Below are 24,650 nucleotides of genomic sequence, written 5' to 3'. Positions count from 1 at the left end.
AACCGGGGCTGATGGGGGTTATCAGCTGGCCGGTTTCTCCTGAGGCAATGGCGAGATCGGCATTCCAGGTCCGATCTTCTGCAGATTGCCCGTTATCACCTGGTCGCCTTCGGCAACGCCGCTGAGGACGGCCACCAGATCGCCGCTGGTCGCGCCGAGCGAGACGATGCGCTGGTCGACCGTGTTGCCCTTGCCGACGACATAGACATATTTGCCGAGCTGGCTCGAACCCAGCGCCACCTGCGGCACCATCAGCGCGTCGGGCAGCTGCTTGATGTGCAGCCGCACGCGGACATACTGGCCCGGCAGCAGCGAGAATTTCGCATTGCCGATGGTGGCGCGTGCCGTGATCGTGCCGGTCGAGTGGTCGACCGTGTTGTCGATGAAGGTGAGTTCGCCCTTCTGGCTGGCCTCGGTCTCGCCGGGCAGCAGCACCTCGACCTCGATCGGGCCGGCCGCGCGGGCCTGCTCGATTTCGGCCAGGTCCGTCTCGCTCGGGTTGAAGGTGACGTATATCGGGTCGAGCTGCACCAGCGTGTTCAGCACCGTGCCGGCGACGCTGACCAGCGTGCCGACGGAGGCCTGGTTGCGGCCGACGCGGCCGGCGAACGGGGCGTGGATTTCGGCATAGCTCAAATTGAGTTCGGCCGTCCGCACCGCCGCCTGGTTGACGGCAAGCGAGGCTTCGGCCTGGCGCAAAGTGCTGGTGCGTTGGTCGAACCCGTCCTTGGCCAGGTAGCCGCTCTTGGCGAGCTCGGAGCCGCGGCCGAGATTGGAACGTGCATAGTCGAGCGTTGCCTGGTCGCGCTGCACCTCGGCCTTGGCCTGGTCGAGAGCCGCCTGGAAGTCGTCAGGCGAGATCTTGTAGAGCAGGTCGCCTTTGCGCACATCCGCGCCGTCCTCAGCCGTCTGTTCGTCAAGATAACCGGGCACGCGGGCCTGCAAGGTGACGCTGCGGATCGGCTCGATGCGGGCGGCGTAGTCGAGGTAGATCGGGATCGTCTTCTTGACCACGTTTGCCACCGGCACCGGCATCACGAAGGCCGCTGGCGCCGGCGTCGCAGACGCCGTGCCGGCATTGAGGCTGAGATTGCCCATATCGAGGAAGTGAACGCTTGCCACCGAGATCGCCCCCAGGGCGATGGCCGTTCCCAAAGCTATTTTCCATTTACGCATTTTGGTCTCCAATTCTATTCGGCTGCTTCGGCCAGGCGCACGGGCGCCGGTTCGGCAGTCGGTTCATTATTGTCCTGGTCACTATGGTCCTGGTCATGTGCGGCGGGTTCGCTGCGCTCGCGGCCTTCGCGCAGCTGTTCGATCACCGCGTAGAAGACCGGCACGAACACCAGCGACAGGATGGTCGCGGCGACCATGCCGCCGAAGACGGTGGTGCCGATCGACTGCCGGCTTGCAGCACCCGCGCCCGTCGCAAACATCAGCGGCAGCACGCCGAGGATGAAGGCGAAGGCCGTCATCAGGATCGGCCGCAGCCTCAGCCGCGCGGCTTCCATCGCCGCGTCGACAATGCTCAGGCCCTCTTCTCGCCGCCGCCTTGCGAACTCGACGATCAGGATCGCGTTCTTGGCGGCGAGGCCAATCAGCATGACGAAGCCGATCTGCGAGTAGACGTCGATCTGCATGCCGCGCAAAAACAGGGCTGCGAAGGCGCCGAACAGGGCCAGTGGCACCGCCAGCAGCACCATGAACGGCATCGCCCAGCTCTCATACTGCATCGCCAGGATCAGGAAGACGAAGACGATGGCGAGGCCGAAGACGACCGACGCGATCGATCCTGCCTTGAGCTCCTGGAAGGTGATGCCGGTCCATTCGAAACCGAAATCCCTTGGCAGAGCGGTGGCAGCGGCCCGTTCCATCGCGGCGACCGCTTGGCCCGACGAGAAGCCGGGGGCTGCGCCGCCATTGATCGTGGCCGAGGCGTTGTTGTTGTAGTGCGGCACGGTTTCCGGGCCGACGAACGGAACCAGCTTGCCCAGTGTCGAGAGCGGCACCATGCCGCCGGATGCATTGCGCACATAGAGCCGTGAAAGGTCGGCTGCGTCAGCCCGTGCATCCTTGTCGGCCTGGATGGTCACCCGGAAGGTGCGGCCGAACAGGTTGAAGTCGTTGACGTAGAGCGAGCCGAGATAGATCTGCAGCGTGTTGAAGACGTCGGGCAGGTTGAGGCCGAGCAGTTTGGCCTTGCTGCGGTCGAGGTCGTAGTTGAACTGCGGCGTCGAGGTCGAGAACGGCGAGAACAGCTGTTGCGGATTGACTTCCGGCTGCTTGCGCGCCTCGGCGATCACGGCTTGCGTCGCGTCGTTGAGGGCAACGCTGCCGCGCCCGGTGAGGTCCTCGACGACGAATTCGAAGCCGCCCGTGGTGCCGATACCCGGGATCGAAGGCGGATCGAAGGACAGCGCGAAGGCTTCCGGAATCTGCATCAGCTTGCCGCGCACGTCGGCGACGAGCTTCGACGCGCTCTGGTCGGGGCCGCGCTCCTCCCATGGCTTCAGGATGGCGAACTCGACGGCCGAGTTCGACTGCGCCGCGCTGGTCAGAAAGTTCAGGCCGCTGATCGAGCCGACAATGTCGACGCCGGGCGTCGCCTGCAATATGTCGCGCGCCTTCTGCGCCACGGCATCGGTGCGTTCCAGCGACGCGCCGTCAGGCAGCTGGATGACGACGAAGAAGTAGCCCTGGTCCTCGACCGGAAGGAAGGTCGAAGGCAGCTTCTGCCAGACGAAGTAGGTGGCGACCAGTCCGGCCGCGAACAGGCCGAGCATGATCCAGCGCAGCCGGATGAGGATGCGCACGCCGTGCGCGTAGAGATGCGACAGTTTGTCGAAGCCGGTGTTGAACCAGCGGAACGGGGCGAACTGCGTCTCGCCGCGATGGCGCAGGAAGGCGGCACTCAGCGCCGGGCTGAGCGTCAGCGAGTTGAAGGCCGAGATGCCGACCGAAATCGCCACCGTGAGCGCGAACTGATTGTAGAGCTTGCCGGAGACGCCGGGAATGAAGGCGACCGGCACGAAGACGGCCATCAGCACCGCGGTGGTGGCGATGATCGGTCCGGTGACTTCGGCCATCGCGGCCTTGGTCGCCGCCAGCGGTTTCAGCCCGGCCTCCAATTGTCGTTCGACATTTTCGACCACCACGATGGCGTCGTCGACGACGAGGCCGATGGCCAGCACCATGCCGAGCAGGGAGAGCATGTTGAGCGAGAAGCCGAGCATCTCCATGACGACCATTGTCGCCACCAGCGACACCGGAATGGCGATGGTCGGGATGATCGTCGTGCGCCAGCTCTGCAGGAAGATGAAGACCACGGCCACGACCAGCACCAGTGCTTCACCGAGCGTGATCAGCACGTCATGCATCGAGGCCGAGACGAAGCGCGTCGTGTCGTAATGCATGGCGTAGGAGACGCCCTTGGGGAAACGTGCCGACAGCTCCTGCATCTTGTGCTTGACGTGCTGCTGCAGATCGAGCGCGTTGGAACCGGGCATCTGGTAGACGGCGAGCACGACCGTCGGCTCCTTGCCGAAGAAGGCCGACGACGAATATTGCAACGCGCCGAGCTCGATGCGGGCGACGTCGCGCAGCCGCACCAGCGAGCCGGTGCCGGTGTTGGCGCGCACGACGATGTCGCCGAACTCCTTCGGATCGCTCAGGCGGCCGACGGCGTTGACCTGCATCTCGAAGGCAGTGCCGGCTGGCGCCGGCGACTGGCCGATCTTGCCGGCCGCCACCTGGACGTTCTGTTCCGAAATGGCGTTCTGGACATCGACTGCGGTGATGCCGAGATTGGCGAGCTTGTCGGGATCGAGCCAGACGCGCATCGAATAGCGCCGTTCGCCGAAGATCTGCACATCGCCGACGCCTGGCAGCCGCTTCAGCGGATCGACGACCTGCAGATAGGCAAGGTTGCTCAGCGCCACCGGATCGACCGAACTGTCGGGCGACGTCAGGTTGACGATGAGGACGAAATTCGGGTTCTGCTTCTTGATCGTCACGCCGCCCTGGTTGACGATCGCCGGCAGCGACGAGGCGGCTTGCGAGACGCGATTCTGGACGTCGACGGCCGCGGTGCTCAGCGAATAGCCGACATCGAAGGTAATGGTGATGGTCGAGGAGCCGTCATTGGAGCTCGACGACGACATGTAGGTCATGCCTTCGACGCCGTTGATCTGCTGCTCCAGCGGCGTCGTCACCGTATCGGCGACCACTTGCGCGCTGGCGCCCGGATAATGGGCGCTGACCACGACCTGCGGCGGCGTGATGTCGGGAAACTGCGAAACCGGCAGCAGGAAATAACAAATCGTCCCGGCGAGCACCATAATGATGGCGATCGCCGAGGCGAAGATCGGGCGATGGATGAAAAAGTTTACCACGACAAGCAAGCCTCTTTAAAAGAATGGGCAGACCGGGACAGCCGCCGGCTGCGCACTGAGCCCGGGTCCTGCAAAAAGTAGGAAGACGGCGCCGCGCCGCTGAGGCCCTGCTCATCGGCCACGGTCCTCAGCATCGCTTCGAAGGCGCGCGGGTTGACGCGATCCGCCTTCATCACCAGCCGGATCATCGGATCCCGGATGGCTTCATCGATGGTCAAATCCTTGCGCTGCGACATTGGAGCGTCTCCATTCCAGCGATTCGCATCGGATGATCACGAACCGTTTTTTCATCTCTTCACCGGCCGAAGCCGCATGAACTGCAATTTTCACCCTTTATGATCTGGCAGGACCAGTTCACGGCCTTGTTATTGACGGAAGGCTACATAGGTGTTACCAGTAAGTAACATCAGGATAGTTACAGACCGGTAACACCCTAGTCAAGAGGTGAACCGAAATTTTAGGGAGACAAGGAGACTGCGATGGCAGACGGCATTACGGATCGTGTGCGCCCCCGGGATCGAATCCTGGAGACGGCGCAGGACATGTTTCACAAGCATGGCATCAAGGGCGTCGGCGTCGACGCCATCACGGAAGCCGCCGGCACCAACAAGATGACGCTCTACCGTCATTTCGAGTCCAAGGACGAGCTGATCGTCCAATGCTTGCGCGCATCGGCAGCCAAGGGCGCCGCGATATGGGACGAATTCGAGGCTGAGCACCCTGGCGACAAGCTGGCGCAACTGCATGCCTGGGTTCGCAAGGTAGCCGAGATGCTCGCCGCCGACGGCCGCGGCTGCGACATGGCCAACGCAGCCGTCGAACTGACCGAACCGAACCATCCGGCCAGAAGCGTGATCAAGGAACTCAAGGGAGCCCAGCGCGATCGCCTTGTTGCGCTTTGCCGCGATGCCGGCATCGGTCAGGCCGAGCTTCTCGCCGATACGCTGTCGCTGCTGTTCGAAGGCGCGCGTGTCAGCGTGCAGACCATGGGCTGCCAAGGCCCCAGCACACAGTTCGTGCGCATGGCCGAAGGCCTGATCAGCTCTTTCCGGGCGCGCTGAAACTCCAGCGCACTGAGTTTGTACTAAAGCCCCCCTCATCCGGCCGCTTCGCCGCCACCTTCTCCCCGAGGGGAGAAGAGGCAGGAGCCAGCGCAGGCGCGAACTCCTCTCCCCTTGGGGAGAGGTCGGATTGCCCCGAATTGTCCTTCGCAATTCGGTTGGCAATCCGGGTGAGGGGGCCTTGCCATCGCCCCGGCTTGCGAAGTCTTCGTTCTCGTCGAATCTCTGCAAAAACGAAAAAAGCCCGCTGCCGGGAGGAGGTGGCAGCGGGCTCGATTTCGAACGAGATGCGGGAGGAGGTGCACCGCGTTCAGCGCCGGCATCGCATCTGGGAGGAGTAGATGGCCGACGACCAATACCTACGAGTTGCTTAATGATTCGGCAACCATAAAAGATGCATAGCTGCTGTGCAGATTTGCGACAGCTACCCCGACTTGTCGTACAAATAGGAAAAGCCGCCACGGCGCAAATTCACTGCACCGGCACGTTTTCCTTGAAGATCAGCCGCGGCTCGATGAATTTCTTCGTCAGATAAGGCGCGGCCGACGCGATCGAGCCGAGCAGGCGGATCACCGATTGCTCGGCGATCAGCCGCGCATTCTGGTCGATGACGACATCGGCGACATCGTCGACGAGATAGCCACGCGTTTCCTTCGTCAGGTCGTGGCAGATGAAGACCGGCTTCTTCTTCGGCCTGGTTTCGAGCAGCGCTCTGGCCACGCCTGAGCGTCCGGCGCCGACGCAGTAGATGCCGAGCAGTTCCGGCTCGTTGTGCAGCGCCTGCATCGTCGCGGCATAGCTTCCCTCCGGTTCGTCATTGATTTCGACCGCGCTCGAGACGCTGAGATTGGGGAACTCCTCTGACAGCACCGAGCGAAAACCCATCTCGCGTTCCTCGTGCCCGCGATAGGAGCGTGAGCCGACGACCATCGCCAGATGACCCTGCCGGCCATTGAGAAAGCGCCCCATCAACAGCGCCGCCGTGCGCCCGGCAACGCGGTTGTCGATGCCGACATAGGCCGAGCGCGGCGCTGCCGGAACGTCGGAGACCAGCGTGACCAGGCGGATGCCGGCTTCGACCACGTCGCGCAATATGTTGCGCGTCCGCGGGTGATCGACGGCGATGACGCCGACGCCGTTTGCCCTCAACGATAGATTTTCGACCGCCGCCTGGAGTGCGGCGGGCGAGATGCCGGCAAGGTTGTGGATGCGGCACGAGGCGACCAGCGGCAGCCGCGCCGCATAGTCCTCGATATGCCCGGCCAGATCGACCATGAAAGCGTTGGCGCCGATCGGCAGGAAGAATTCCAGATGCGCCGGCCGGGACGGCAGCGTCACCTGATCGACCACCGGCAAATAGCCGAGCTGCTTGGCCGCTTCCATCACGCGCTGCCGGTTGGCGGCACTGGCGCCTGGCCGATTGTTGAGCACACGGTCGACGGTCGCCGTCGACAGCCCGCAGCTTCTGGCTATGTCCGAAACGGTGGCTTTCATGACTGTAGTCATAGAGCATGATCCCGAAAAGTGGGAACCGGTTTTGTCGGACAAACGGGAACCGTTTTGTCCCAAAGATCATGCTCCACAAAGAGTTAGAGCGGATGCGTTTCCATGCCAGTCGGCAGCGCCGACGGCCACTCAGCCGTGCGATGGCCTGCCTTCGGCGATGGCGTCGCGGATTTCCTTGTCCGACATGCCGGTGATGATACGCTCGACTTCGGCGACGCTGGTTTTCTTCGGATCGATGTCGTCGGCCACCACCTTGCCCCGGCGCATGACGACGATGCGGTCGACCACCTGAAAGACGTGGTGGATGTTGTGGGCGATGAAGATGCAGGAATGGCCGGAATCGCGAGCGTTGCGCACGAAGCTCAGTACCCCTTGCGTTTCGGCGACGCCGAGATTGTTGGTCGGCTCGTCGAGAATGATGAGGTCGCTGTCGAAATGCATGGCACGCGCTATGGCGACGGCTTGCCGCTCGCCGCCCGAGAGCGAGCCGATCGGCGTCGTCGGTGGAATGTTCTTGGAGATGCCGACCTGTTTCAACAGGTCGCGGGCGACAACATTCATCGCCTCCTGGTCCATGCGGTTCAGAAAGCGCGGCGGCTTGATCGGCTCGCGCCCGAGGAACAGGTTTCGCGCGATCGACAGTTGCGTCACCAGGGCGGAGTCCTGGTAGATCGTCTCGATGCCATGCGCGATGGCGTCGCTGGTTCTGCGCAGATGGACCTTCTTGCCGCGAATGAAGATGTCGCCGCTGGTCAGCGGCACCGCGCCCGACAGCACCTTGATCAGCGTCGACTTGCCGGCGCCATTGTCGCCGAGCAGGCCGACGATCTCCCTTTCATTGACATGGAAATTGGCATCCTCGAGCGCCTGTACGCGCCCGTAGGACTTTTTGATATTGATCATGCGGATGAGCGGTTCAGCCATGGTTCACGTCCCTGCCTGATGCCGGCGTTCCAGCCATGAGTGGAGCGCCATCATGCCGAGAATGATGGCGCCGATGAAGATATTGTAGGCAAGGCCGGGCACGCCGATCAACACGATACCGTTGCGCATGACGCGCAGGATCAGGATGCCGAGCACGGTGCCGACGATGGTGCCGCGGCCGCCGGTCAGCGCCGTGCCACCGATCACCACCATGGCGATGACTTCGAGCTCATAGCCGGTGCCGCTGTTGGGGTTGGCCGCCGAGGTGCGCAGCGAAGAGATGACGCCGGCGAACGAGGCCATCAGCGACGACAGCACGAACAGGCCGATCTTGACGCCGCTGACATTGACGCCGCGCGCCCGCGCAGCACTTGGGTTACCGCCGGCCGCCTGGATCCAGTTGCCGGTCCGGCTTTGTGTCAGCACGTAGCCGAGCGCGACGGCGGCGGCGATGAACCAGAACAGCGACATGTAGATGCGGAACGGTCCGATGAAGAAATCGCCGACCAGCGCTTCGGCCAGCCAGCTGCCTTCGGCGCTCCAGGTACGCTGCGGAAAGCCGTCGGTGACGAACAAGGCGGTGCCGCGCACCACCAGAAGCATGCCGAGCGTCACCAGGAAGGACGGGATCTTGAGCTGCGTCACGAACCAGCCATTGACCAGCCCGATGAAGGCCGCGACCAGCAAGGCAACGACGAAGCCGACTTCGAGCGAGGTGACGCCGCTGTTGAACAGCGTCCACATCAGCACCGGCGAGAAACCGAACAGCGAGCCGACCGAGAGGTCGAATTCGCCCGATGTCATCAGCAGCGTCATCGCCAGCGCAATAAGGCCGAGCTCAACGGTGAAGGCCAGTATGTTGGAGATGTTCTGTGGCGACAGGAAGTCATGGTTGAACCCCCAGAACACGGCGAGCTCGATGAGCAGCAGCACGAAAGGCCCGAATTCCGGCCTCGCGATCAGACGTTGGATGAGCGAACGATTTTCCACGAGCGACCCGCGACATGATGGGAATTGGCTGAGACCTGCACATGTTTGCGCAGGCTCGGCGGAATGGACAAGACAGCCGCGACCGCGGATACGGTCGCGACTGTTGCGTCTCGGGTTTTACTTGCCGGACAGGATGTCGTCGTAGACCTGCGCGGTGTCCTTTTCGTAGAGCGCGCCGGTGATGACGTTGAAGCCGGGCGGTATGCCGCCGGCGGCCATGTTGGCCAGCGAAAGCGCCACATAGCTGGTTGCCTGTGGGTCCTGCCACTGCCCGGCATTGACGTAGCCGTTCAGCACTTCCTGGGTGGTGTCGAGCGAGTTGCCCCAGCCGACGACCGGGATTTCGCCCGGCTTGATGCCTACCTGGTCGAAGACCCGCTTGATCGAGCCGGTCACCAGATCGCCGAGGCCGATGATCGCCTTGACCTTGGCCTTGTTGGCCGTAAGGTAATCGACCATGCGGCTGATCACTTCGGCTTGGTCGAGCGTGGCTTCAGTGATTTCATAAGTGATGCCGAGCGGTTCGAAGACGCTCTTGATGCCTTCCTCTTCCTGCACGCCATAGGTGGCGCCGGGTATCTCGACCGGCATCCAGACGAAGTCGCCCTTCTTCACCAGGCCCTTGTCGACCAGATATTGCGCCCAGTGCTTGCCGAAGGTGACGTTGTCGCCGCCGACATAGGCGTTGAAGCTCGCCTTGGGATCGGGCGTGTTGAAGTTGATGATCGGAATCTTCGCAGTGTTGGCTTCCTTGGCGATCTCGATCAGGCTGCCCGGATCGGGGCTGGTGGTGACGATGCCGTCCGCCTTGGCCGAGATCGCGGCGCGCACGGCCTCCTGCTGCGAGGCAACGTCGCCATTGTGGAACGAGGTGTTGACGGTGTTGCCGGTGTCCTTCGCCCATTGCTTGGCGCCGGCCAGGAAGTAGGTCCAGACCGGGTCGGCCGGGCCGCCATGCGAAATCCAGTAGAACGTCTTGGCTTGCGCCGCTGCCGGAATGGCCAGCGCCACAATCAAGCCAAGCACGAGTAATCGTAGCCTCGTCAGCATTTGCTTTCCTCCCATGTTGAAAAACGACCTCCACGTCCGGCGATGATCCGGGGTATGCCCCGATCACTTCCTCCTGCCAGCGCCGATCCGAATGCACAGAGCATCTTCTTTTGCGGCTGATGGCAAGCCTCCATCCGCCCAATGGACGGTGGCGCGACGCAACACGCCATCAGCGATCCCATCAGATCGCATCAGTTCGAGCAATTCCGTGAAACGGCGAACTGCTTCAGCTTGGATATTTCAGGGCCGGTGCCGGAGCTCAGGCGTGCATATTTTCCGGAATGCGCTCGGCCCGGCGGTTGCGCAGCGCCTTGACCAGCCGGTCGAGCGCCAGGGCAAGCAGCATCACCACGCCGATCACGAAGGGGTTCCATGTGGCGTCGATGCTGAACAGGGTCACGCCGCTCAAGATCACCTGGACGATCAGCATGCCGATCACCGCGCCTATGGCGGCGCCGCGGCCGCCCGAAAGCGAGGAGCCGCCAATGATTGCCGCGGCAATCGCCATCAGCACAAAGTCGCCGCCTTGTTCCGCGTCGGTGACGGGAGAGCCAAGCCACAGCGCGCCCGCCAGCCCCGAGACGGTGCCCATCAGCACCAGCGTCTGCAGCCGCACCGCGCCTGTCGGGATGCCGGCATAGAGCGCTGCCTGCGGGTTGCTGCCGACGGCCTGGACCCGGTAGCCGAAGCGGCTGCGGTGGAGCACGAACTGCAACACCACCGCCGTTGCGACGAAGACAAGGACGGCCGTCGGCACGACGCCGAACATTTTGCCGTGGACGATCTGCGAAAGCCCGCCGCTTTGATCGGCCGGAGCGGTGGGTTGCATCTTGACGGCCACCGCCGCCAGGCCCCGGAACATCGCAAAGGTGCCTAGCGTCACGACAATGACCGGCAGGCGCAGCGCCACCACCAGCAGGCCGTTGACGAGGCCGAGCCCGGCGCCGAGCAGCACGCCGGCAAATGCGGCGAGCCACGGGTTGATGCCGGCGGCCAGAAGGAATGCTGTGAGCAGTGCCGCGAGATGGAACATCCAGCCGACGGACAGGTCGATCTCGCGCATGGCAAGCACAAACACCATGCCGATTGCCAGCATGCCGGGATAGGCCGCGGTTTCCAGCAGGGACAGCAGATTGGCCTGATCGAGGAAACCCGGCCGGGCAAAGCCGATCATCGCCACCAGGACGACGAGCCCGGCGAGCGGGCCGAGTTCCGCCGGCAGGCGAAAGCTGCGCTTCGGGCGGGCCACCGATCCGGCAAGCGGCGGCGTGGGATCCAGTCTTGTCATGCCATGGTTCCCACGGGTTTCTTCTTCGGCTGTTCCGCCTCCGGCATCTCGCCGGTGGTGGTCAGATGCAGAACCGTCCTTCTCTTCATCTCGGCGCCGAACACCTCGCCGGCGACCCGGTCGCGATGGAAGACCAGGACGCGGTTGCTGAGGTTGGTCAGTTCGGACGGCTCGACCGAACGCAACAAAACGATGCAGCCATTCGCCGCCATCTGCCGGATCAGTGCATAGATTTTGCGCTTGGCAGCCGCCTCGATACCGCCAGCCGGATTGTCCAGGAGCAGCACTTGCGGCGCCGTCTCCAGCCATTTCGCGATGACGATTTTCTGCTGATCGCCGGCCAACAGCGAATTCACCGGCGCATCCGGCAGGCCCTTGATGCGCAGCGCGTCGATCTGCCTTGCCGCGCCGGCGATCGCGGCCTTGGGCGAATAGCGGCGCGAACCCCAGTTGCGGGCGCCCGCGACGATGTTTGCGATGTTGAAGGCCAGCGACCGGTCGGGCATCAGACCGCTGCACAGGCGGTTGGCCGGCACCAGACCGATGCCGCGCCGTGCCGCTTCGGTCGGGTTTCTTGGCAAGCCGTGGCCGTCGGGAAGCCGCACCGTGCCGCCTTGCGCCTTGCGCAGGCCAAACAGCATCTCGAACAGGTCTTCAACGCCCGATCCCTCAAGCCCGGCAAAGCCGAGGACCTCGCCGGAGCGCGCGGTGAAGCTGACGCTGGAAATCCGGCCGCCGCTCAGACCCTCCACGGTAATCTGCGGCCTTATCGTGCTGGCATTGGCCGGCAGCGCAGGCGGGAACAGCCTGTCGCGCTGCTGGCCGATCATGGCGTCGATGACATCGGCTTCGCTCAACGCCAAGCGGTCATTGGTCAGCACATCGCGGCCGTTGCGCATCACGGTGATGTGGTCGGCGATGGCAAACACGTCCTCCAGCCGGTGCGAGACATAGAGCACGCTCATGCCCTTGGCCTTTAGCCCGCGCAGCACCGTGAACAGATGCTCGGTCTCGCGCCGGTCGAGTGCCGAATTGGGTTCGTCGAGGATCAGCAGCCGCGGCGTTTGCAGAAGCTCGCGGGCAAGTTCGACAAGCTGCCGCTCACCCATGTCGAGGTGACGTACCGGGGCGCGGACATCGACGTTGAGTTCGAGTTGCCGCAGCAAGGTGCGGCTGCGCGCCTCCATCTCGCGCGTGGAGATCAGACCGTTGCGCAGCGGTTCGCGGCCGACGAACAGATTGGCCAGCACCGAACGGTCGGGAAACAGGCTCAGATCCTGGTAGACGACGCCGAGGCCATGCTTGCGAGCAACGGCAGAGCTATCGATGGCAACGGTCTGGTCGCCGATCCGGATGGTGCCGCTGTCGGGTCGGACCACGCCGGCAAGCACCTTCACCAGCGTCGACTTGCCGGCGCCGCTTTCACCGATCACGGCATGGATCGTCGCCTGTCCGACGGACAGGTTCATATCCCTGAGTGCGACAACACCGCCATAACGCATGGCGAGATTGCGCACCGACATTATCGGCGAACCGAGCATGCGATTCGGCCCCCACAGACCGCGCCCCGATCTTGGAGCGAATTTCCGAAACAGTCACCCGGATTCCGCTAACAAACGGCCTACGGATCCCGGGCGAGAACGTTCGCCGGCTGCCCGTTCGTCCAGGCGGTCGCGAAATTAGATCAGATCGGCCTTGGCGAGGTCGCGCATCAGATGGCTGGCGCCATAGGTCCAGTGCGGGCAATCGGGCGACAGTCGGACACGATTGACCAGCGCGCCGAATTTTTCCGACGAGATGGTGACGATGTCGCCGACCTTGTGGGTAAACCCCTTACCCTTTTCACCGCGATCCTTCGAGGGCACGAACATGGTGCCGAGATAGAGCGCCAGCCCGTCCGGATACTGGTGGTGCGGCCCCATGGCGGCGGCAACGAGTTCTTCCGGCGAGCGGCTGATCTCGGCCATCGAGCTTGCGCCCTCCAGTGAAAACCCGTCCTCGCCCTCGACTTTCAGCCGCACCGTCGCCTGCTTCACGTCGTCGATCGAAAATGTTGGGTCGAACAGGCGGATGAACGGGCCGAGCGAAGCCGAGGCGTTGTTGTCCTTGGCCTTGCCGAGCAGCAGCGCCGAGCGTCCTTCGACGTCGCGCAGATTGACATCGTTGCCGATGGTCGCGCCGACGATCCTGCCGGTGCTTGCGGCAATCATGGCGATCTCCGGCTCCGGGTTGTTCCACGTCGACACCGGATGCAGTCCGACATCGGCGCCGAAGCCGACCGAGGCCATCGGCTGGCATTTGGTGAAGATCTCGGCATCAGGCCCGATGCCGACCTCCAGATATTGCGACCAGGCGCCACGCTCGATCAGCTTGGCCTTGATCTCCATCGCTTCGGGCGAACCGGGCTTCAGCTTCGACAGATCGTGGCCGATCAGCCCGGCAATGTCGGCGCGGATGGCGTCGGCCTTTTCCGCCGAGCCGCGCGCCTGCTCCTCGATGACGCGCTCCAGCAGGCTGACGACGAAGGTCACCCCCGACGCCTTCACCGCCTGCAGGTCGACGGGCGAGACCAGATAGGGCTTGCCCGGGTCGCGGGTGGCCTGAAAACTGTTGGCGGCGATCGCGTCGAGCGAGCCGATCGACTTGCCTTTGGCTGAACGGACATAGGCGGCCGGGTCGGCCATCTCGCAAATGTCGCGCACGGTTGGCGCTGCGCTCGATGTGATGTCGAAGACGGTGTCGTCGCGCACCGTGACCACCAGCGGATGCGGGGCATCGCTCGCCTTGGCGCGGCCGATGAAGAGCCCGTCGGCGGGAAGCTGCGTTGGGTTCGTCATGGCTTACGGTCCTTTGAATGATCGAAATGGAGCTGGCTTGAAGGGCGCGGCACTTTCACCGGATTCACGCCAAAGGTCTATCCCGTGGCGTAGCCAATTGTCGGTGCTGACATGACGGCCTCTCTTTCAAAAAAATGAAACTGCCACTAGGATTTTCATTTTGCGCCATACTCCAGGTGAAGCCTTGCCCGCGCCGTTTTCCGTTCCGATCTGGCAAAAGCCGCAGACAGCATCCGCATTCCAGTCGCTCGTCCCTGATGGCAAATCGGTCGATGTCGCCATCGTCGGCGGTGGCTTCATGGGCCTGTCGACCGCCTTGCATGCCGCCCGGCTTGGCCTTGACGTTCAGGTTCTGGAAGCCGGCGAGATCGGGCAGGGCGCATCGGGTCTCAACGGCGGCCAGGTCATTCCCGGCCTGAAATATGATCCCGAATGGCTGCTCGAGCACTTTGGCCCTGAACGCGGCCAGGCATTGGTCGATTTCGCGGCCTCGACGGCGGATACGGTGTTCGATCTCATCCGCGACGAAAAACTGGCGGTGCCGTTCACCCGCAATGGCTGGATCCAGGCCGCGCATACCGAAACCGCCTTGAAAGCGGCAGCGAACCGGGATCGCCAATGGCGGGCACGTGGCGCCGATGTCCGGCTTCTGAGTGGAAGCGAGATCGCCGCTATGACCGGCGCGCAAGGCTATCTCGGCGGCTGGCTCGACCGCCGCGCCGGTATCATCGATCCGCTCGCCTACACGGCGGAACTAGCGCGCATTGCTGCTGCGGCCGGCGCCAGCATCGCCGAACGGCAGAAGGTGGTGAAACTCAGCAAAGACGCCGGTCTTTGGCGCGTTTCCACCAAAAGTGACGTGGAGATAAGGGCCAAGGCGGTTGTCCTGGCAACCAACGCCTATACCGATGGACTGCTGCCGGGCCTCGCCGAGACCATCGTGCCGCTGCATTCCTTCCAGGTCGCGACCGCGCCGCTGTCGTCCAACCTGGCGGCGACGATCCTTCCGGAAGGGCAGGCTGTGTCCGACTCCAGGCGCATCCTCGTCTATTACCGCAAAACAGCCGACGGCCGGCTCGTGCTTGGCGGCCGCGGTCGCATGGCAATGCCGAAGAGCGAGGCCGACTGGGCGCATCTGCAACGCGCGCTGCTGCGGCTCTATCCGGCTCTGGCCGATAGCCCGATCGAGAAGCGCTGGTTCGGCCGCGTGGCGATGACGCCGGACCACCTGCCGCACATCCACGAGCCCGAAAAAGGCTTGCTCGCCGTGGTCGGTTGCCAGGGCAGGGGCGTCGGCCTGATGACCGCGCTGGGAAAGCGCATGGCGGGCTATCTCGCAAGCGGCGAAGTCAATCAATTGCCGTTCCCGCTGTCGCCGATCCGGCCGATCCCGTTCCATGCCTTCCGCCAGGTCGGCGTCGCCGCGACGATCGCCTGGTACCGGATGCTGGACGCTTTCGAGCGCTGATTGTGCGCCGGCCGTTTAGGCTTCGTGGATTCAGCTTGACAGTTTCAGGAATATGAAAAAAGCTAAGTCGATTTCATATTTCCATTGAGCAGTCCGATGTCGAGCATCGTTGCGTCTGAAGCGCCAGCAGGGTCCGGGTCGTCCCGGGGCTTCCGCTTCGCCATGTTGCTGCCGGGAGGACTGGTCACCTTCTTCCTGATCCTGTTTGCCCTCGGCCTGGTGCTGTTCCTCGCCCTGCGCGGCAATGACGGTTCGCTGCTCGGCGTCGGCTTCACCGCAGACAATTTCATCACCGTGGTCGCCGATCCGCTGTACTGGACGGTGACGCTGCGCTCGCTAGTGATTGCCGGACTGGTGACGCTCGCAACCGTCGTCACCGCCTATCCCGTCGCCTACTATCTCGCCTTTCATGCCGGCCGTAGGCGCGGCCTATTGCTGTTCCTGGTGACGCTGCCGTTCTGGACCAGCTATCTCCTGCGCGTCTTCGCCTGGAAGATCGTGCTGGCCTACAATGGCGTCTTGAACTCGGCGCTGATCGAAAGCGGCATCTGGTCGGAGCCGACGCTGGCCTTCCTCAACACCCCGGCTGCCGTCGTCGTCACGCTGGCGCATGCCTATGCGCCCTTCGCCATCCTGCCGATCTATGTGGCGCTCGACACCATCCCGAAATCGCTGCTCGAAGCCGCGTCCGACCTTGGCGCGAGGCCCTTCACCACGTTCCGCCGCGTCGTGCTGCCCAATTCGATGCCGGGCGTGCTGGCGGCGGCTCTCGTCGTCTTCGTGCCGACGGTCGGCGACTATGTCACGCCGGCCATGGTCGGTGGCCCGGCCAGCACCATGATCGGCTCGCTGATCCAGTCGCAATTCGGCAAGGCCAACGACTGGCCGTTCGGGGCAGCACTCTCCGTCGCCGTGATGCTGGTCATTCTGTGCGTGGTGCTGGTCGTGCGCTTCGCCGACCGCAAATTCGGCAGCCGCACATGAGTGCGGCGCGCACCGAAGGCGGTCGCTGGCTTGGCGTCTACGTCATCGCCTACTTGGTGTTCCTCTATCTGCCGGTCCTGTTGATCCCGCTGTTTTCCTTCAACAATTCGATCCAGGCAGCGTTTCCGCTGCAGGGCTTCACGCTCGAATGGTATGCCACGCTCTATGGCAATCCGGCGCTGTCCGGCGCGCTTTTGAACAGCCTTGTCATCGGCGTCGTGGCCGCTGCCGGGGCGACGCTCTGCGGCATCACCGTGTCCTACATGGACCTCTATGGCCGCTCGCCGCTGGCCGCCACCATCAGCGCCATCTCGAGACTACCGATCCTGATCCCTGGCGTTATCGTCGGCATATCACTGCTCATCCTCGTCAATCTCATCGGCCTCGGCCCGTCGCGCATCGCCATCGTTCTCGGCCACATATTGGTGGCGCTGCCGACGACGGTGGTGATCATGCGCAGCCGCTTTGCCGCCATCCCGAAAACCATCCGCGAGGCCGCGCTCGATCTCGGCGCCTCCGACTGGACCACGTTCCGGCGCGTGATGCTGCCGCTCTCGCTGCCGGCCATCATCTCGGCCTTCATGCTGGCGTTCCTCATTTCCTTCGACGAATTCATCGTCGTCTTCTTCCTGGCCGGCACCGAGCCGACGCTGCCGCTCTACATCTGGAGCCAACTGCGGTTTCCCCGCTCGCTGCCGACCGTCATGGCGCTGGGGACAGCGATCCTGGCGGTGTCTTTCATCATTGCCGGCACCGCCGAACTGTTGCGCCATCGCGGGCTCAGTGCGACCCGCCCGCGAGCGCCCGCCAATCCAGCCTGAACCATAACAAAACAAGAGAGGAGAACTGAAAATGGCATACGATCTGAAATCGATCACCGGCCTGAAATCGCTCACCGGAAAGACAGCTCGCACCGGGCTTGCCGCCCTTGCAATCGTCCTGTCGTCGACCGTCGCCTTCGCCGCCGACAAGCTGCAATATTTCACCTGGTCGGGCTATGAACTGCCCGACTTCAACAAGAGCTTCCTGGCGGCGCATCCTGATGGCGTCGAAGCCTCGATCTTCGGCGACGACGACGATGCCTTCACCAAGGTCAAGGCCGGTTTCCGCCCCGACATCGCGCATCCCTGCTACGACAAGGTCGCGCGCTGGAACAAGGAAGGCCTGCTGCAGCCGATCGACACCAAGCGCATCAAGAACTGGGACTCGATCTTCCCGGTGTTCAAGAACCTGCCCGACATCCAGGCCGGCGACGGCAAGGTCTGGATGGTGCCGTGGGACTGGGGCAACACCTCGATCCTCTACCGCACCGATCTGGTCAAGAACCCGGAAGCGAGCTGGAACCTGCTGTGGGACAAGCAATATGCCGGTCGCATGGCGACCATCGATGCCGTGCATGACACGCCGATCGTTGCCGCGCTGCTCGCCGGCGTCAATCCGTTCGACATGACGCCGGCTGAGATGGACAAGGTCGCGGAAAAACTGCGCGAGCAGCGTCCGCTGCTTTCCAACTACACCACCGACATGACCTCGGTCGAACAGGCGCTGGCCAGCGGCCAGTTGGTCGCCGCCATGACCTGGAACGCGTCGGCCACCTCGCTGAAAAAGCAGGGCGTGCCGGTCGAGTTCATGAAGCCCAAGGAAGGCATGCTGACCTGGGCCTGTGGCTTCGTCATGCTCAAGGACGCCAAGAATGTCGACCTCGCCTATGACTTCATCAACAGCCGCCTGGACGCCGACTCGGGTAAGTACCTGATCCAATCCTACGGCTATGGCAGCTCGCTGAGCACCGCCTTCGCCGGCGTGGCGAAGGACGAACTGGACAAGCTGCAATTGCCGGCGGATCCCGAAGTGATGCTGAAGAGCACCATCTTCACCGGCCCGATGAAGCAGAATGACGACGTGGCGAAGATGTTCGAGAAGGTGAAGGCTGGCGGTTGAGGGATCAATCGCCGACATTTGCGCTGCCCCTCACCTGCCTGCCGGCATCCTCTCCCCGTATAGTGACGGGGAGAGGGGCGCTGTCATCGACGGTTTCGCCAATTACCGGCTTAGCAGGAAGCGGCATCTAGGCTGAGGCTGCCCCTTTCTCCCCGTCACTATACGGGGAGAAATGTCCGGCAGGACAATGAGGGGCGGCGCCGACGGCCGGTAATTTCGATTAGTTTTTTGAAGCCGGCCCCTCTTGCCGCCCAAGACAGTAACGAGGACCCACGCATGGACATGCTTGACGACGCAACCGAGAAGCCAAAGGACGATGCGGATGTTCGCGTCGGCCGGCGCGTGCGGGCGCTGCGGCTGGAGCGCAATCTGTCGCTGGCTGAGCTTGCGGCCAAGGCCGGCGTCTCGATCGGGGCGCTGAGCCAGATCGAGCGCGGCCTGTCTTCGCTGCGCGTCAAGGTGATCTGGCCACTCGCCGCCGCGCTCGACATCGAGCCCTCGGCGCTGATCACCGACGGCAACGATGCCGGCAACGATCTCTATTGCGTGCGGGCCGACAAAAGGCGGCAGATCCCGGTCAAGTCGGAAGGCATCGCCAAGGCGCTGCTGTCGCCGCCGGGCGCGACGTTGACCGGCCTGCTGGTAACGGTGGAGGCCGACGGCGGCACCGCCGAGGCCTATGCGCATATCGGTCACGAATTCGGCTACGTGTTGTCGGGCGAGGTCGAGCTGGTTGTGGACTCCACAACCTATGTGCTGAAGACGGGCGACAGTTTTGCCTTCAAGAGCACGCTCCTGCATGCCTTCCGCAATCCGGGCGCCGAGCCTTGCCAGATCCTCTGGGTCAACACCACGAAACCGTCCGAGGTTCGCGATGGCGCCTGATCCTCTCGTCCGGTTGCAGGCGGTCTCGAAGGTTTTTCCCGGCGGCATCGTCGGGCTCGACGCCGTCGATCTCGACATTATCAGCGGCGAGTTCATCACCCTGCTCGGGCCGTCGGGCTGTGGTAAGACCACCAGCCTGCGCGTCATTGCCGGTTTCGAAAGGCCGTCGAGCGGCAAGGTACTGCTCGACGGCCTAGATATCACCGCGCTCAGGCCCTTCGACCGGCCGGTCAACACGGTGTTCCAGGACTATGCGCTGTTCCCGCATATGAACGTCGCCGAAAATGTCGGATTCGGCCTGTCGCTGCGCAAGCTTTCAGGCAGCGAACAAGCCAAGCGCGTCCGTGAAGCGCTCGACATGGTCGGCCTCGCCGACAAGCTCGGCGCCCGCGTCTCCGAACTGTCGGGCGGCCAGCGCCAGCGCGTCGCGCTCGCGCGCGCCATCGTCTGCGAGCCGCGCGTGCTGTTGCTCGACGAACCGCTCTCGGCGCTCGACGCGCATCTGCGCGAACAGATGCAGGTCGAGCTGAAGCGGCTGCAGTCGCGGCTCGGCACCACCTTCGTCATGGTCACCCACGACCAGACCGAAGCGCTGTCGATCTCCGACCGCATCGTCGTCATGAACAAGGGCCGCATCGAACAGATCGCGCCGCCGGCCACGCTGTATGACCGGCCGGCGACGAAATTCGTGGCGAGCTTCATCGGCACCATGAACCTGCTGCAATCGCGCTTCATCGGCCGCGATGGCGACCGCCTGCGCTTCGCCGCCGGCGCGCTCTCGCTGGAGGCAACATCCGAAACCGGCGACACGCCCGGCGAAGGTGCCGAACGCACCATCGGCATCCGCCCCGAAGACTTGCTGGCCACCACCGCGGCCGCCGACGGCACCGCGCCTGCGCGCGTCAACAGCATCGTCTTCCACGGCCGCACGCTGCGCCTACATGCCGAACTCGAAAAAGGCGCACCGATCGTGATCGACGCCCCGCGTCAGGCCGAAGGCTTTCAATTCAGCGTCGGCGATGTGGCGCATATCAGCCTGCGCCGGGGCGCCAACTGCCCTATGCTGCCAAGCTGATCTAACCCAATCCTTCCCCACAATCGGAGCATACCCCTTGAGCAATCATCTCAATTTCTTCATCGACGGCAAATGGGTGGCGCCCGTGGTGCCGGCGACGCTCGATGTCATCGACCCCTCGACCGAAGAGGCCTACACCAAAATTTCCGTCGGCTCGAAGGCCGATGTCGACAGAGCGGTTGCCGCTGCCAAGGCAGCCTTCCCGTCCTTCTCGCAGACCAGCAAGGCCGAGCGCCTGACGCTGCTGAAGCGCATCCTCGAAATTTACAATGAGCGCTACGAAGACATCGCCCAGGCGGTCAGCCAGGAAATGGGCGCGCCGATCACCTGGGCGCGCGAGGCGCAGGCCTGGGCCGGCCGGGCGCATATGGAAGCCACCATCAAGGCGCTGGAAGACTATGAATTCCAAGAGAAGCGCGGTGGCACCATGGTTGTCAAAGAAGCGATCGGCGTCTGCGCGCTGATCACGCCATGGAACTGGCCGCTCAACCAGATCGTCTGCAAGGTAGCGCCGGCGATTGCCGCCGGCTGCACAGTGGTGCTGAAGCCTTCCGAAATCGCGCCGATCAGCGGCATCGTCTTCTCCGAAGTGATGCAGGCCGCCGGCGTGCCGAAGGGCGTCTACAACATGATCAACGGCAACGGCCCCGATGTCGGCCAGATCATGGCTAGTCATCCCGACGTCGACATGGTGTCGTTCACCGGTTCGACCCGCGCCGGCATCATCGTCGCCAAAACGGCGGCCGAGACGGTCAAGCGCGTGGCGCAGGAGCTCGGCGGCAAGTCGGCCAACATCGTGCTGCCGGATGCCGATTTCGAGAGAGCGGTGCGCAAGGGCGTCAACGCCTGTTTCGGCAACAGCGGCCAGTCCTGCGACGCGCCGACCCGCATGCTGGTGCCGGCCGCCCGCCACGACGAGGCGCTGGCCATCGCCAAGAAGGCCGCCGAAGCCCACAATGTCGGCGATCCCCGCTCGGAAGACACCAAGCTCGGACCGGTCGTCTCGAACATTCAATACGACAAGATCCAGCGCCTGATCGAAGCCGGCATCAAGGAAGGCGCGACGCTCGTCACCGGCGGCCCCGGCCGGCCGGAGCACCTTAACCGTGGCTACTATGTCCGCCCGACCGTCTTCGGTCACGTCACGCCCGGCATGACCATCGAGAAGGAAGAAATCTTCGGCCCGGTGCTGTCGGTCATTTCCTACAGCGACGATGACGACGCGGTGAAGATCGCCAACGACACGGTCTATGGCCTTGCCGCCTACGTGCAGTCCGGCGACATCGACCACGCCCGCAAGGTGGCGGCACAGCTGCGCGCCGGCCAGGTCTCGATCAACTATCCGGAGTGGGACACCTTCGCCCCCTTCGGTGGCTACAAGCAGTCCGGCAACGGCCGCGAATATGCCGACTGGGCGATCCACGATTTTCTCGAGGTCAAGGGCATCATCGGCTACGGAGCGTAGACTGCGGACCCTGCTCGGCAGGACGTCCTCAATTTGTTGAAATCGCGGGCGCTGGTGCGGAAAGCATCAGCGCCCGTTTCGTTTCCACTTGATTTGTTCTCTTTTTGTTCTATAGTCGTCGATCGGATACAATTGCCAGGCGAGATTGGTTGTGAGTGGGCAATTTTCATTCGGGACTGCGCAAAACGGTCAGACGTTTTTCCAATGGGACAATCTAATCCCGGTCCGCGAACCGCATCTGTTCTACGGATGTCTGGTCGAAGACCCGATCAACGCAATGCTGAGGCGCAAGGCCGAGCATTATGACCAGGAACTGGGATTGCGGGGGCGGCTGACGCCAACCGATCAAATGCACATAAGCCTGATCGGCCTTGGTGATGGCAAGCAGAAGCGTGTGGTGGAGATTGCTCGCCATGTCGGGTTGCTTATCCAGGCCGCGCCATTCGATGTTTGCTTCGATCGCCTCTCGGCTTTCGGCGGCGGGGCGTTGGTGCTTCGCAGCAGCGACCATTCACCAGCATTGCAAGCCTTCTGGCGAAAGCTCTCTGCCGTGATTGACGACAGCCCGCTAAAACCTTTCGTCACGAACTCGGTGGAGCCGCATGTCACGTTGCTTCGCGACAGACTGGGCGTGCCGAAGGTGCGGGAACGAATCGTCGAGCCGATGTCGTGGACGGTACGGAGTTTTGCGCTGATCCGCAGCCACCAGGGTAAATACCAATGTCCAGCGACATGGCGATTGACCGGTCAGGACGATGCCTTGGCCGGCATGTGAGCCGCCGCCCCAAATCATCGTCACATAGCTGCGCTATATCCATCTCCTGACACAGCTTGTCAGCTAATGTGAGGGCAGCGGTGGCGGGCCGGCAAGCGCTTCCCTACTTGCAATGCGTCTGAACAGGAGGAACACACATGACCATCGCGGATATTGCCAAGGATTTCACCGAAATGCTCCAGCAGGGCGATCACCTGGGTGCTGGTGCAAAATACAATGCCGATGACGTCGTCAGCCTCGAAGCCATGGAGGGACCGATGGCCATCGCCCACGGCAAGGAGGCTCTCAAACAGAAGGGCCAGTGGTGGCAAGAGAACCATGAAGTGCATGGCGGCTCGATCGAGGGCCCTTATGTCAATGGCGACCAGTTCGCGGTGCGCTTCAAGTTTGACATAACGCCCAAGGCCACCGGCGAGCGTGTCACCATGGACGAGGTTGGTGTGTACACGGTCAAGAACGGCAAGATCACCGAAGAGCGCTTCTATTATTAAGGCCGGAATACAGCCGGCTTTCGGCTCACCTGAATGATCCATATGGCGGCCGGGACAACGTCCTGGCCGCCATATGAAAAGCTCAAATCGTCTTCACATACTGCGCCAACTGGTCGGCCACCGTGCCCCAGCCGTCGAAGAAGCCCATCTCTTCATGATTGTTGCGGGTGGCCTCATCGCGATGGATCGCGGTGGCGGTGTAGCGTGTGCCCTTGCCGTCCGGATGCAGGGAAATGACCGCGGTGATGAACGGCTCGCCTGACGGCCGGTAGCCCGGCAGCAGCGCGTCCGTCCACACCAGCCGCTCGTTCTCCACGATGTCGAGGTAGCAGCAAAGGCGGTCGTTCACCTCCTTGCCATCGGGCGACTGCATGCGGGTGCGAAACAGCCCGCCTGGCCGCAGATCGATCTCGCAATCGGTGATCAGCCATGGTTTCGGCGTGAACCATTGCTTGACGTGCTCCGGCGTCGTCCAGGCGCGCCACAGCAATTCGCGCGGCGCATCGATGACGCGCTCCAGCACAAGGTCCAGTCTGGGATCCGGCTTGAAAGGATAGCTCACTTTTCCTGCTCCTTGAGGCTCATCACATAGGCGTCGAACTGATCGAGGCGGCGCTCCCACAGCGTGCGCTGTTCGGCCAGCCAGTTTTCGGCGAGCTGCAGCGGCTCGGGCGCCAGCTGATAGGTCCTGATACGGCCAATCTTTTCCGATCGCACCAGACCGCAGCCTTCCAGCACCTTGAGGTGTTCGATGAAGGAAGGCAGCGCCATCTCGAAAGGCTGCGCCAACTCGCTGACCGAGGCCGGGCTGCGGTTCAGCCGCTCGACCACGCGCCGCCGCGTCGGATCGGCCAGCGCGCGAAAGATGCCATCGACCGGTGTCGGCGTTGCCGTTTGCAGACCGGTCATCACGACGCCCGCTCCACATGATAGGTGAGCACCACGGCGCCATTGCCGAAGGCGCGCGTGTCGACAAGCTTGAGGTCGGTCGCGTCCTCCGTCCTGTCGAAAAGCTGCGCGCCGCTGCCGAGGATGACGGGAAACACCATCAGCCGGTACTCGTCGACGAGATCATGCTGCTTGAGCGCGTTGACCAGCCTGCGGCTGCCGCCAACCACGATGTCGCCCTTCATCTCCCATTTGAGTTTGCGGATCGCGGCCATCGGTTCGCCCTGCAGCACGGTGGTGTTGTTCCATGCCGGATTTTTCAGCGTCGAGGAGACGACATATTTCGCCATGCCGTTCATCCGGTCAGCGAATGGCCCCTTGTATGTCGGCCAGCCGCTGGCGAAGCTTTCATAGGTCACCCGGCCGATCAGCAGCGCCTCGTGGTCCAGCACCTCCTGGAACTTGTAGTCGATCATGCCGGCCTCATGGCGCCTGCCGACCCAGTTGGTGTGCCGGAAGCCCGGCTCGCCACCAGGCGCTTCCGTCACGCCATCGAGGGAGATCAATTCCGATACAACGATCCTTGCCATGGCGTTTCCTCTTCCGGTTTCGCAAACACTTAGGAAAATTC

The 24,650-nt window shown here is 63.1% G+C and carries 23 protein-coding genes; 10 read left to right on the top strand and 13 right to left on the bottom strand.

The window, feature by feature from the left end; all coding sequences use genetic code 11:
- Positions 1-21 precede the first annotated feature (21 nt).
- From AC1D1B_RS10780 to AC1D1B_RS10770, 3 genes are read right to left on the bottom strand one after another with little or no spacing between them, the layout of a single operon-like run.
- Positions 22-1,176, bottom strand: coding sequence for an efflux RND transporter periplasmic adaptor subunit (locus AC1D1B_RS10780; RefSeq protein ID WP_477331876.1), 1,155 nt, complete (start codon positions 1,174-1,176; stop codon positions 22-24).
- A 14-nt stretch (positions 1,177-1,190) separates the two neighbouring features.
- Entirely contained in the window at positions 1,191-4,391 is a 3,201-nt protein-coding gene (locus tag AC1D1B_RS10775; RefSeq protein WP_477331874.1) for an efflux RND transporter permease subunit, read from the bottom strand.
- Entirely contained in the window at positions 4,385-4,627 is a 243-nt protein-coding gene (locus tag AC1D1B_RS10770) for a hypothetical protein (protein WP_477266026.1), read from the bottom strand. The genes AC1D1B_RS10775 and AC1D1B_RS10770 overlap by 7 nt, the downstream gene beginning before the upstream one ends.
- A gap of 243 nt (positions 4,628-4,870) precedes the next feature.
- Between AC1D1B_RS10770 and AC1D1B_RS10765 the strand changes: the two genes are divergently transcribed.
- Positions 4,871-5,452: a TetR/AcrR family transcriptional regulator gene (locus tag AC1D1B_RS10765; RefSeq protein ID WP_477266024.1), complete on the top strand. Its 582-nt coding sequence runs from the start codon at positions 4,871-4,873 to the stop codon at positions 5,450-5,452.
- Positions 5,453-5,923: 471 nt separating this feature from the next.
- Here the strand turns inward: AC1D1B_RS10765 and AC1D1B_RS10760 are convergent, their stop codons facing one another.
- From AC1D1B_RS10760 to AC1D1B_RS10730, 7 genes are all read right to left on the bottom strand, one after another.
- Positions 5,924-6,946 carry a LacI family DNA-binding transcriptional regulator gene (locus AC1D1B_RS10760; RefSeq protein WP_477331872.1) on the bottom strand — a complete coding sequence of 341 codons (1,023 nt, stop codon included), beginning with the start codon at positions 6,944-6,946 and terminating at the stop codon, positions 5,924-5,926.
- Positions 6,947-7,087: 141 nt separating this feature from the next.
- Entirely contained in the window at positions 7,088-7,882 is a 795-nt protein-coding gene (locus AC1D1B_RS10755; RefSeq protein ID WP_477331870.1) for an ATP-binding cassette domain-containing protein, read from the bottom strand.
- A 3-nt stretch (positions 7,883-7,885) separates the two neighbouring features.
- Positions 7,886-8,872 (bottom strand): ABC transporter permease, encoded by a 987-nt coding sequence (locus AC1D1B_RS10750; protein ID WP_477331868.1) that lies wholly within the window; start codon positions 8,870-8,872, stop codon positions 7,886-7,888.
- Between the two features lie 117 nt (positions 8,873-8,989).
- Positions 8,990-9,922 (bottom strand): substrate-binding domain-containing protein, encoded by a 933-nt coding sequence (locus AC1D1B_RS10745; RefSeq protein WP_477331866.1) that lies wholly within the window; start codon positions 9,920-9,922, stop codon positions 8,990-8,992.
- Positions 9,923-10,181: 259 nt separating this feature from the next.
- Entirely contained in the window at positions 10,182-11,210 is a 1,029-nt protein-coding gene (locus AC1D1B_RS10740) for an ABC transporter permease (RefSeq protein ID WP_477331864.1), read from the bottom strand.
- On the bottom strand, positions 11,207-12,751 hold the full coding sequence (locus AC1D1B_RS10735; protein ID WP_477331862.1) for a sugar ABC transporter ATP-binding protein: 1,545 nt from the start codon (positions 12,749-12,751) through the stop codon (positions 11,207-11,209). The genes AC1D1B_RS10740 and AC1D1B_RS10735 overlap by 4 nt, the downstream gene beginning before the upstream one ends.
- 138 nt (positions 12,752-12,889) lie before the next feature.
- The gene (locus AC1D1B_RS10730; RefSeq protein WP_477331860.1) at positions 12,890-14,047 is read right to left on the bottom strand and encodes a fumarylacetoacetate hydrolase family protein; all 1,158 of its coding nucleotides are present in this window, start codon (positions 14,045-14,047) and stop codon (positions 12,890-12,892) included.
- A gap of 184 nt (positions 14,048-14,231) precedes the next feature.
- Here AC1D1B_RS10730 and AC1D1B_RS10725 point away from each other — a divergent pair, with 184 nt between their 5' ends.
- The 9 genes from AC1D1B_RS10725 (at position 14,232) to AC1D1B_RS10685 (ending at position 23,131) form a co-directional block, all read left to right on the top strand.
- A complete protein-coding gene (locus tag AC1D1B_RS10725; protein ID WP_477332124.1) occupies positions 14,232-15,515 on the top strand; it encodes an NAD(P)/FAD-dependent oxidoreductase in 1,284 nt (427 codons plus the stop codon).
- Positions 15,516-15,611: 96 nt separating this feature from the next.
- Positions 15,612-16,499 carry an ABC transporter permease gene (locus AC1D1B_RS10720; protein WP_477331858.1) on the top strand — a complete coding sequence of 296 codons (888 nt, stop codon included), beginning with the start codon at positions 15,612-15,614 and terminating at the stop codon, positions 16,497-16,499.
- Positions 16,496-17,320 carry an ABC transporter permease gene (locus tag AC1D1B_RS10715; protein WP_477331857.1) on the top strand — a complete coding sequence of 275 codons (825 nt, stop codon included), beginning with the start codon at positions 16,496-16,498 and terminating at the stop codon, positions 17,318-17,320. Before AC1D1B_RS10720 ends, AC1D1B_RS10715 begins: the two co-directional genes overlap by 4 nt.
- A 31-nt stretch (positions 17,321-17,351) precedes the next feature.
- Positions 17,352-18,440: an ABC transporter substrate-binding protein gene (locus tag AC1D1B_RS10710; protein WP_477331855.1), complete on the top strand. Its 1,089-nt coding sequence runs from the start codon at positions 17,352-17,354 to the stop codon at positions 18,438-18,440.
- Positions 18,441-18,716: 276 nt separating this feature from the next.
- The gene (locus tag AC1D1B_RS10705; protein WP_477331853.1) at positions 18,717-19,325 is read left to right on the top strand and encodes a cupin domain-containing protein; all 609 of its coding nucleotides are present in this window, start codon (positions 18,717-18,719) and stop codon (positions 19,323-19,325) included.
- Positions 19,315-20,400, top strand: coding sequence for an ABC transporter ATP-binding protein (locus tag AC1D1B_RS10700; protein ID WP_477331851.1), 1,086 nt, complete (start codon positions 19,315-19,317; stop codon positions 20,398-20,400). The genes AC1D1B_RS10705 and AC1D1B_RS10700 overlap by 11 nt, the downstream gene beginning before the upstream one ends.
- Before the next feature lie 37 nt (positions 20,401-20,437).
- A complete protein-coding gene (locus AC1D1B_RS10695; RefSeq protein WP_477331849.1) occupies positions 20,438-21,865 on the top strand; it encodes an aldehyde dehydrogenase family protein in 1,428 nt (475 codons plus the stop codon).
- 151 nt (positions 21,866-22,016) lie between these two features.
- On the top strand, positions 22,017-22,640 hold the full coding sequence (locus tag AC1D1B_RS10690; RefSeq protein ID WP_477331848.1) for a 2'-5' RNA ligase family protein: 624 nt from the start codon (positions 22,017-22,019) through the stop codon (positions 22,638-22,640).
- A 137-nt stretch (positions 22,641-22,777) separates the two neighbouring features.
- On the top strand, positions 22,778-23,131 hold the full coding sequence (locus AC1D1B_RS10685) for a SnoaL-like domain-containing protein (protein ID WP_477331846.1): 354 nt from the start codon (positions 22,778-22,780) through the stop codon (positions 23,129-23,131).
- 82 nt (positions 23,132-23,213) lie between these two features.
- On the opposite strand, the gene AC1D1B_RS10680 is transcribed toward AC1D1B_RS10685, so the two are convergent.
- Genes AC1D1B_RS10680 through AC1D1B_RS10670 form a run of 3 tightly spaced genes read right to left on the bottom strand, consistent with a single transcriptional unit; the run spans position 23,214 to position 24,609 of the window.
- Positions 23,214-23,693, bottom strand: coding sequence for an SRPBCC family protein (locus AC1D1B_RS10680; RefSeq protein WP_477331844.1), 480 nt, complete (start codon positions 23,691-23,693; stop codon positions 23,214-23,216).
- Entirely contained in the window at positions 23,690-24,040 is a 351-nt protein-coding gene (locus AC1D1B_RS10675) for an ArsR/SmtB family transcription factor (RefSeq protein ID WP_477331842.1), read from the bottom strand. Before AC1D1B_RS10675 ends, AC1D1B_RS10680 begins: the two co-directional genes overlap by 4 nt.
- The gene (locus AC1D1B_RS10670; protein ID WP_477331840.1) at positions 24,040-24,609 is read right to left on the bottom strand and encodes a dihydrofolate reductase family protein; all 570 of its coding nucleotides are present in this window, start codon (positions 24,607-24,609) and stop codon (positions 24,040-24,042) included. The genes AC1D1B_RS10675 and AC1D1B_RS10670 overlap by 1 nt, the downstream gene beginning before the upstream one ends.
- Between the last annotated feature and the right edge of the window lie 41 nt (positions 24,610-24,650).

The organism is Mesorhizobium sp. P2_C5_2, assembly GCF_056404535.1.
This window is presented reverse-complemented; position numbering and strand designations above follow the sequence as displayed.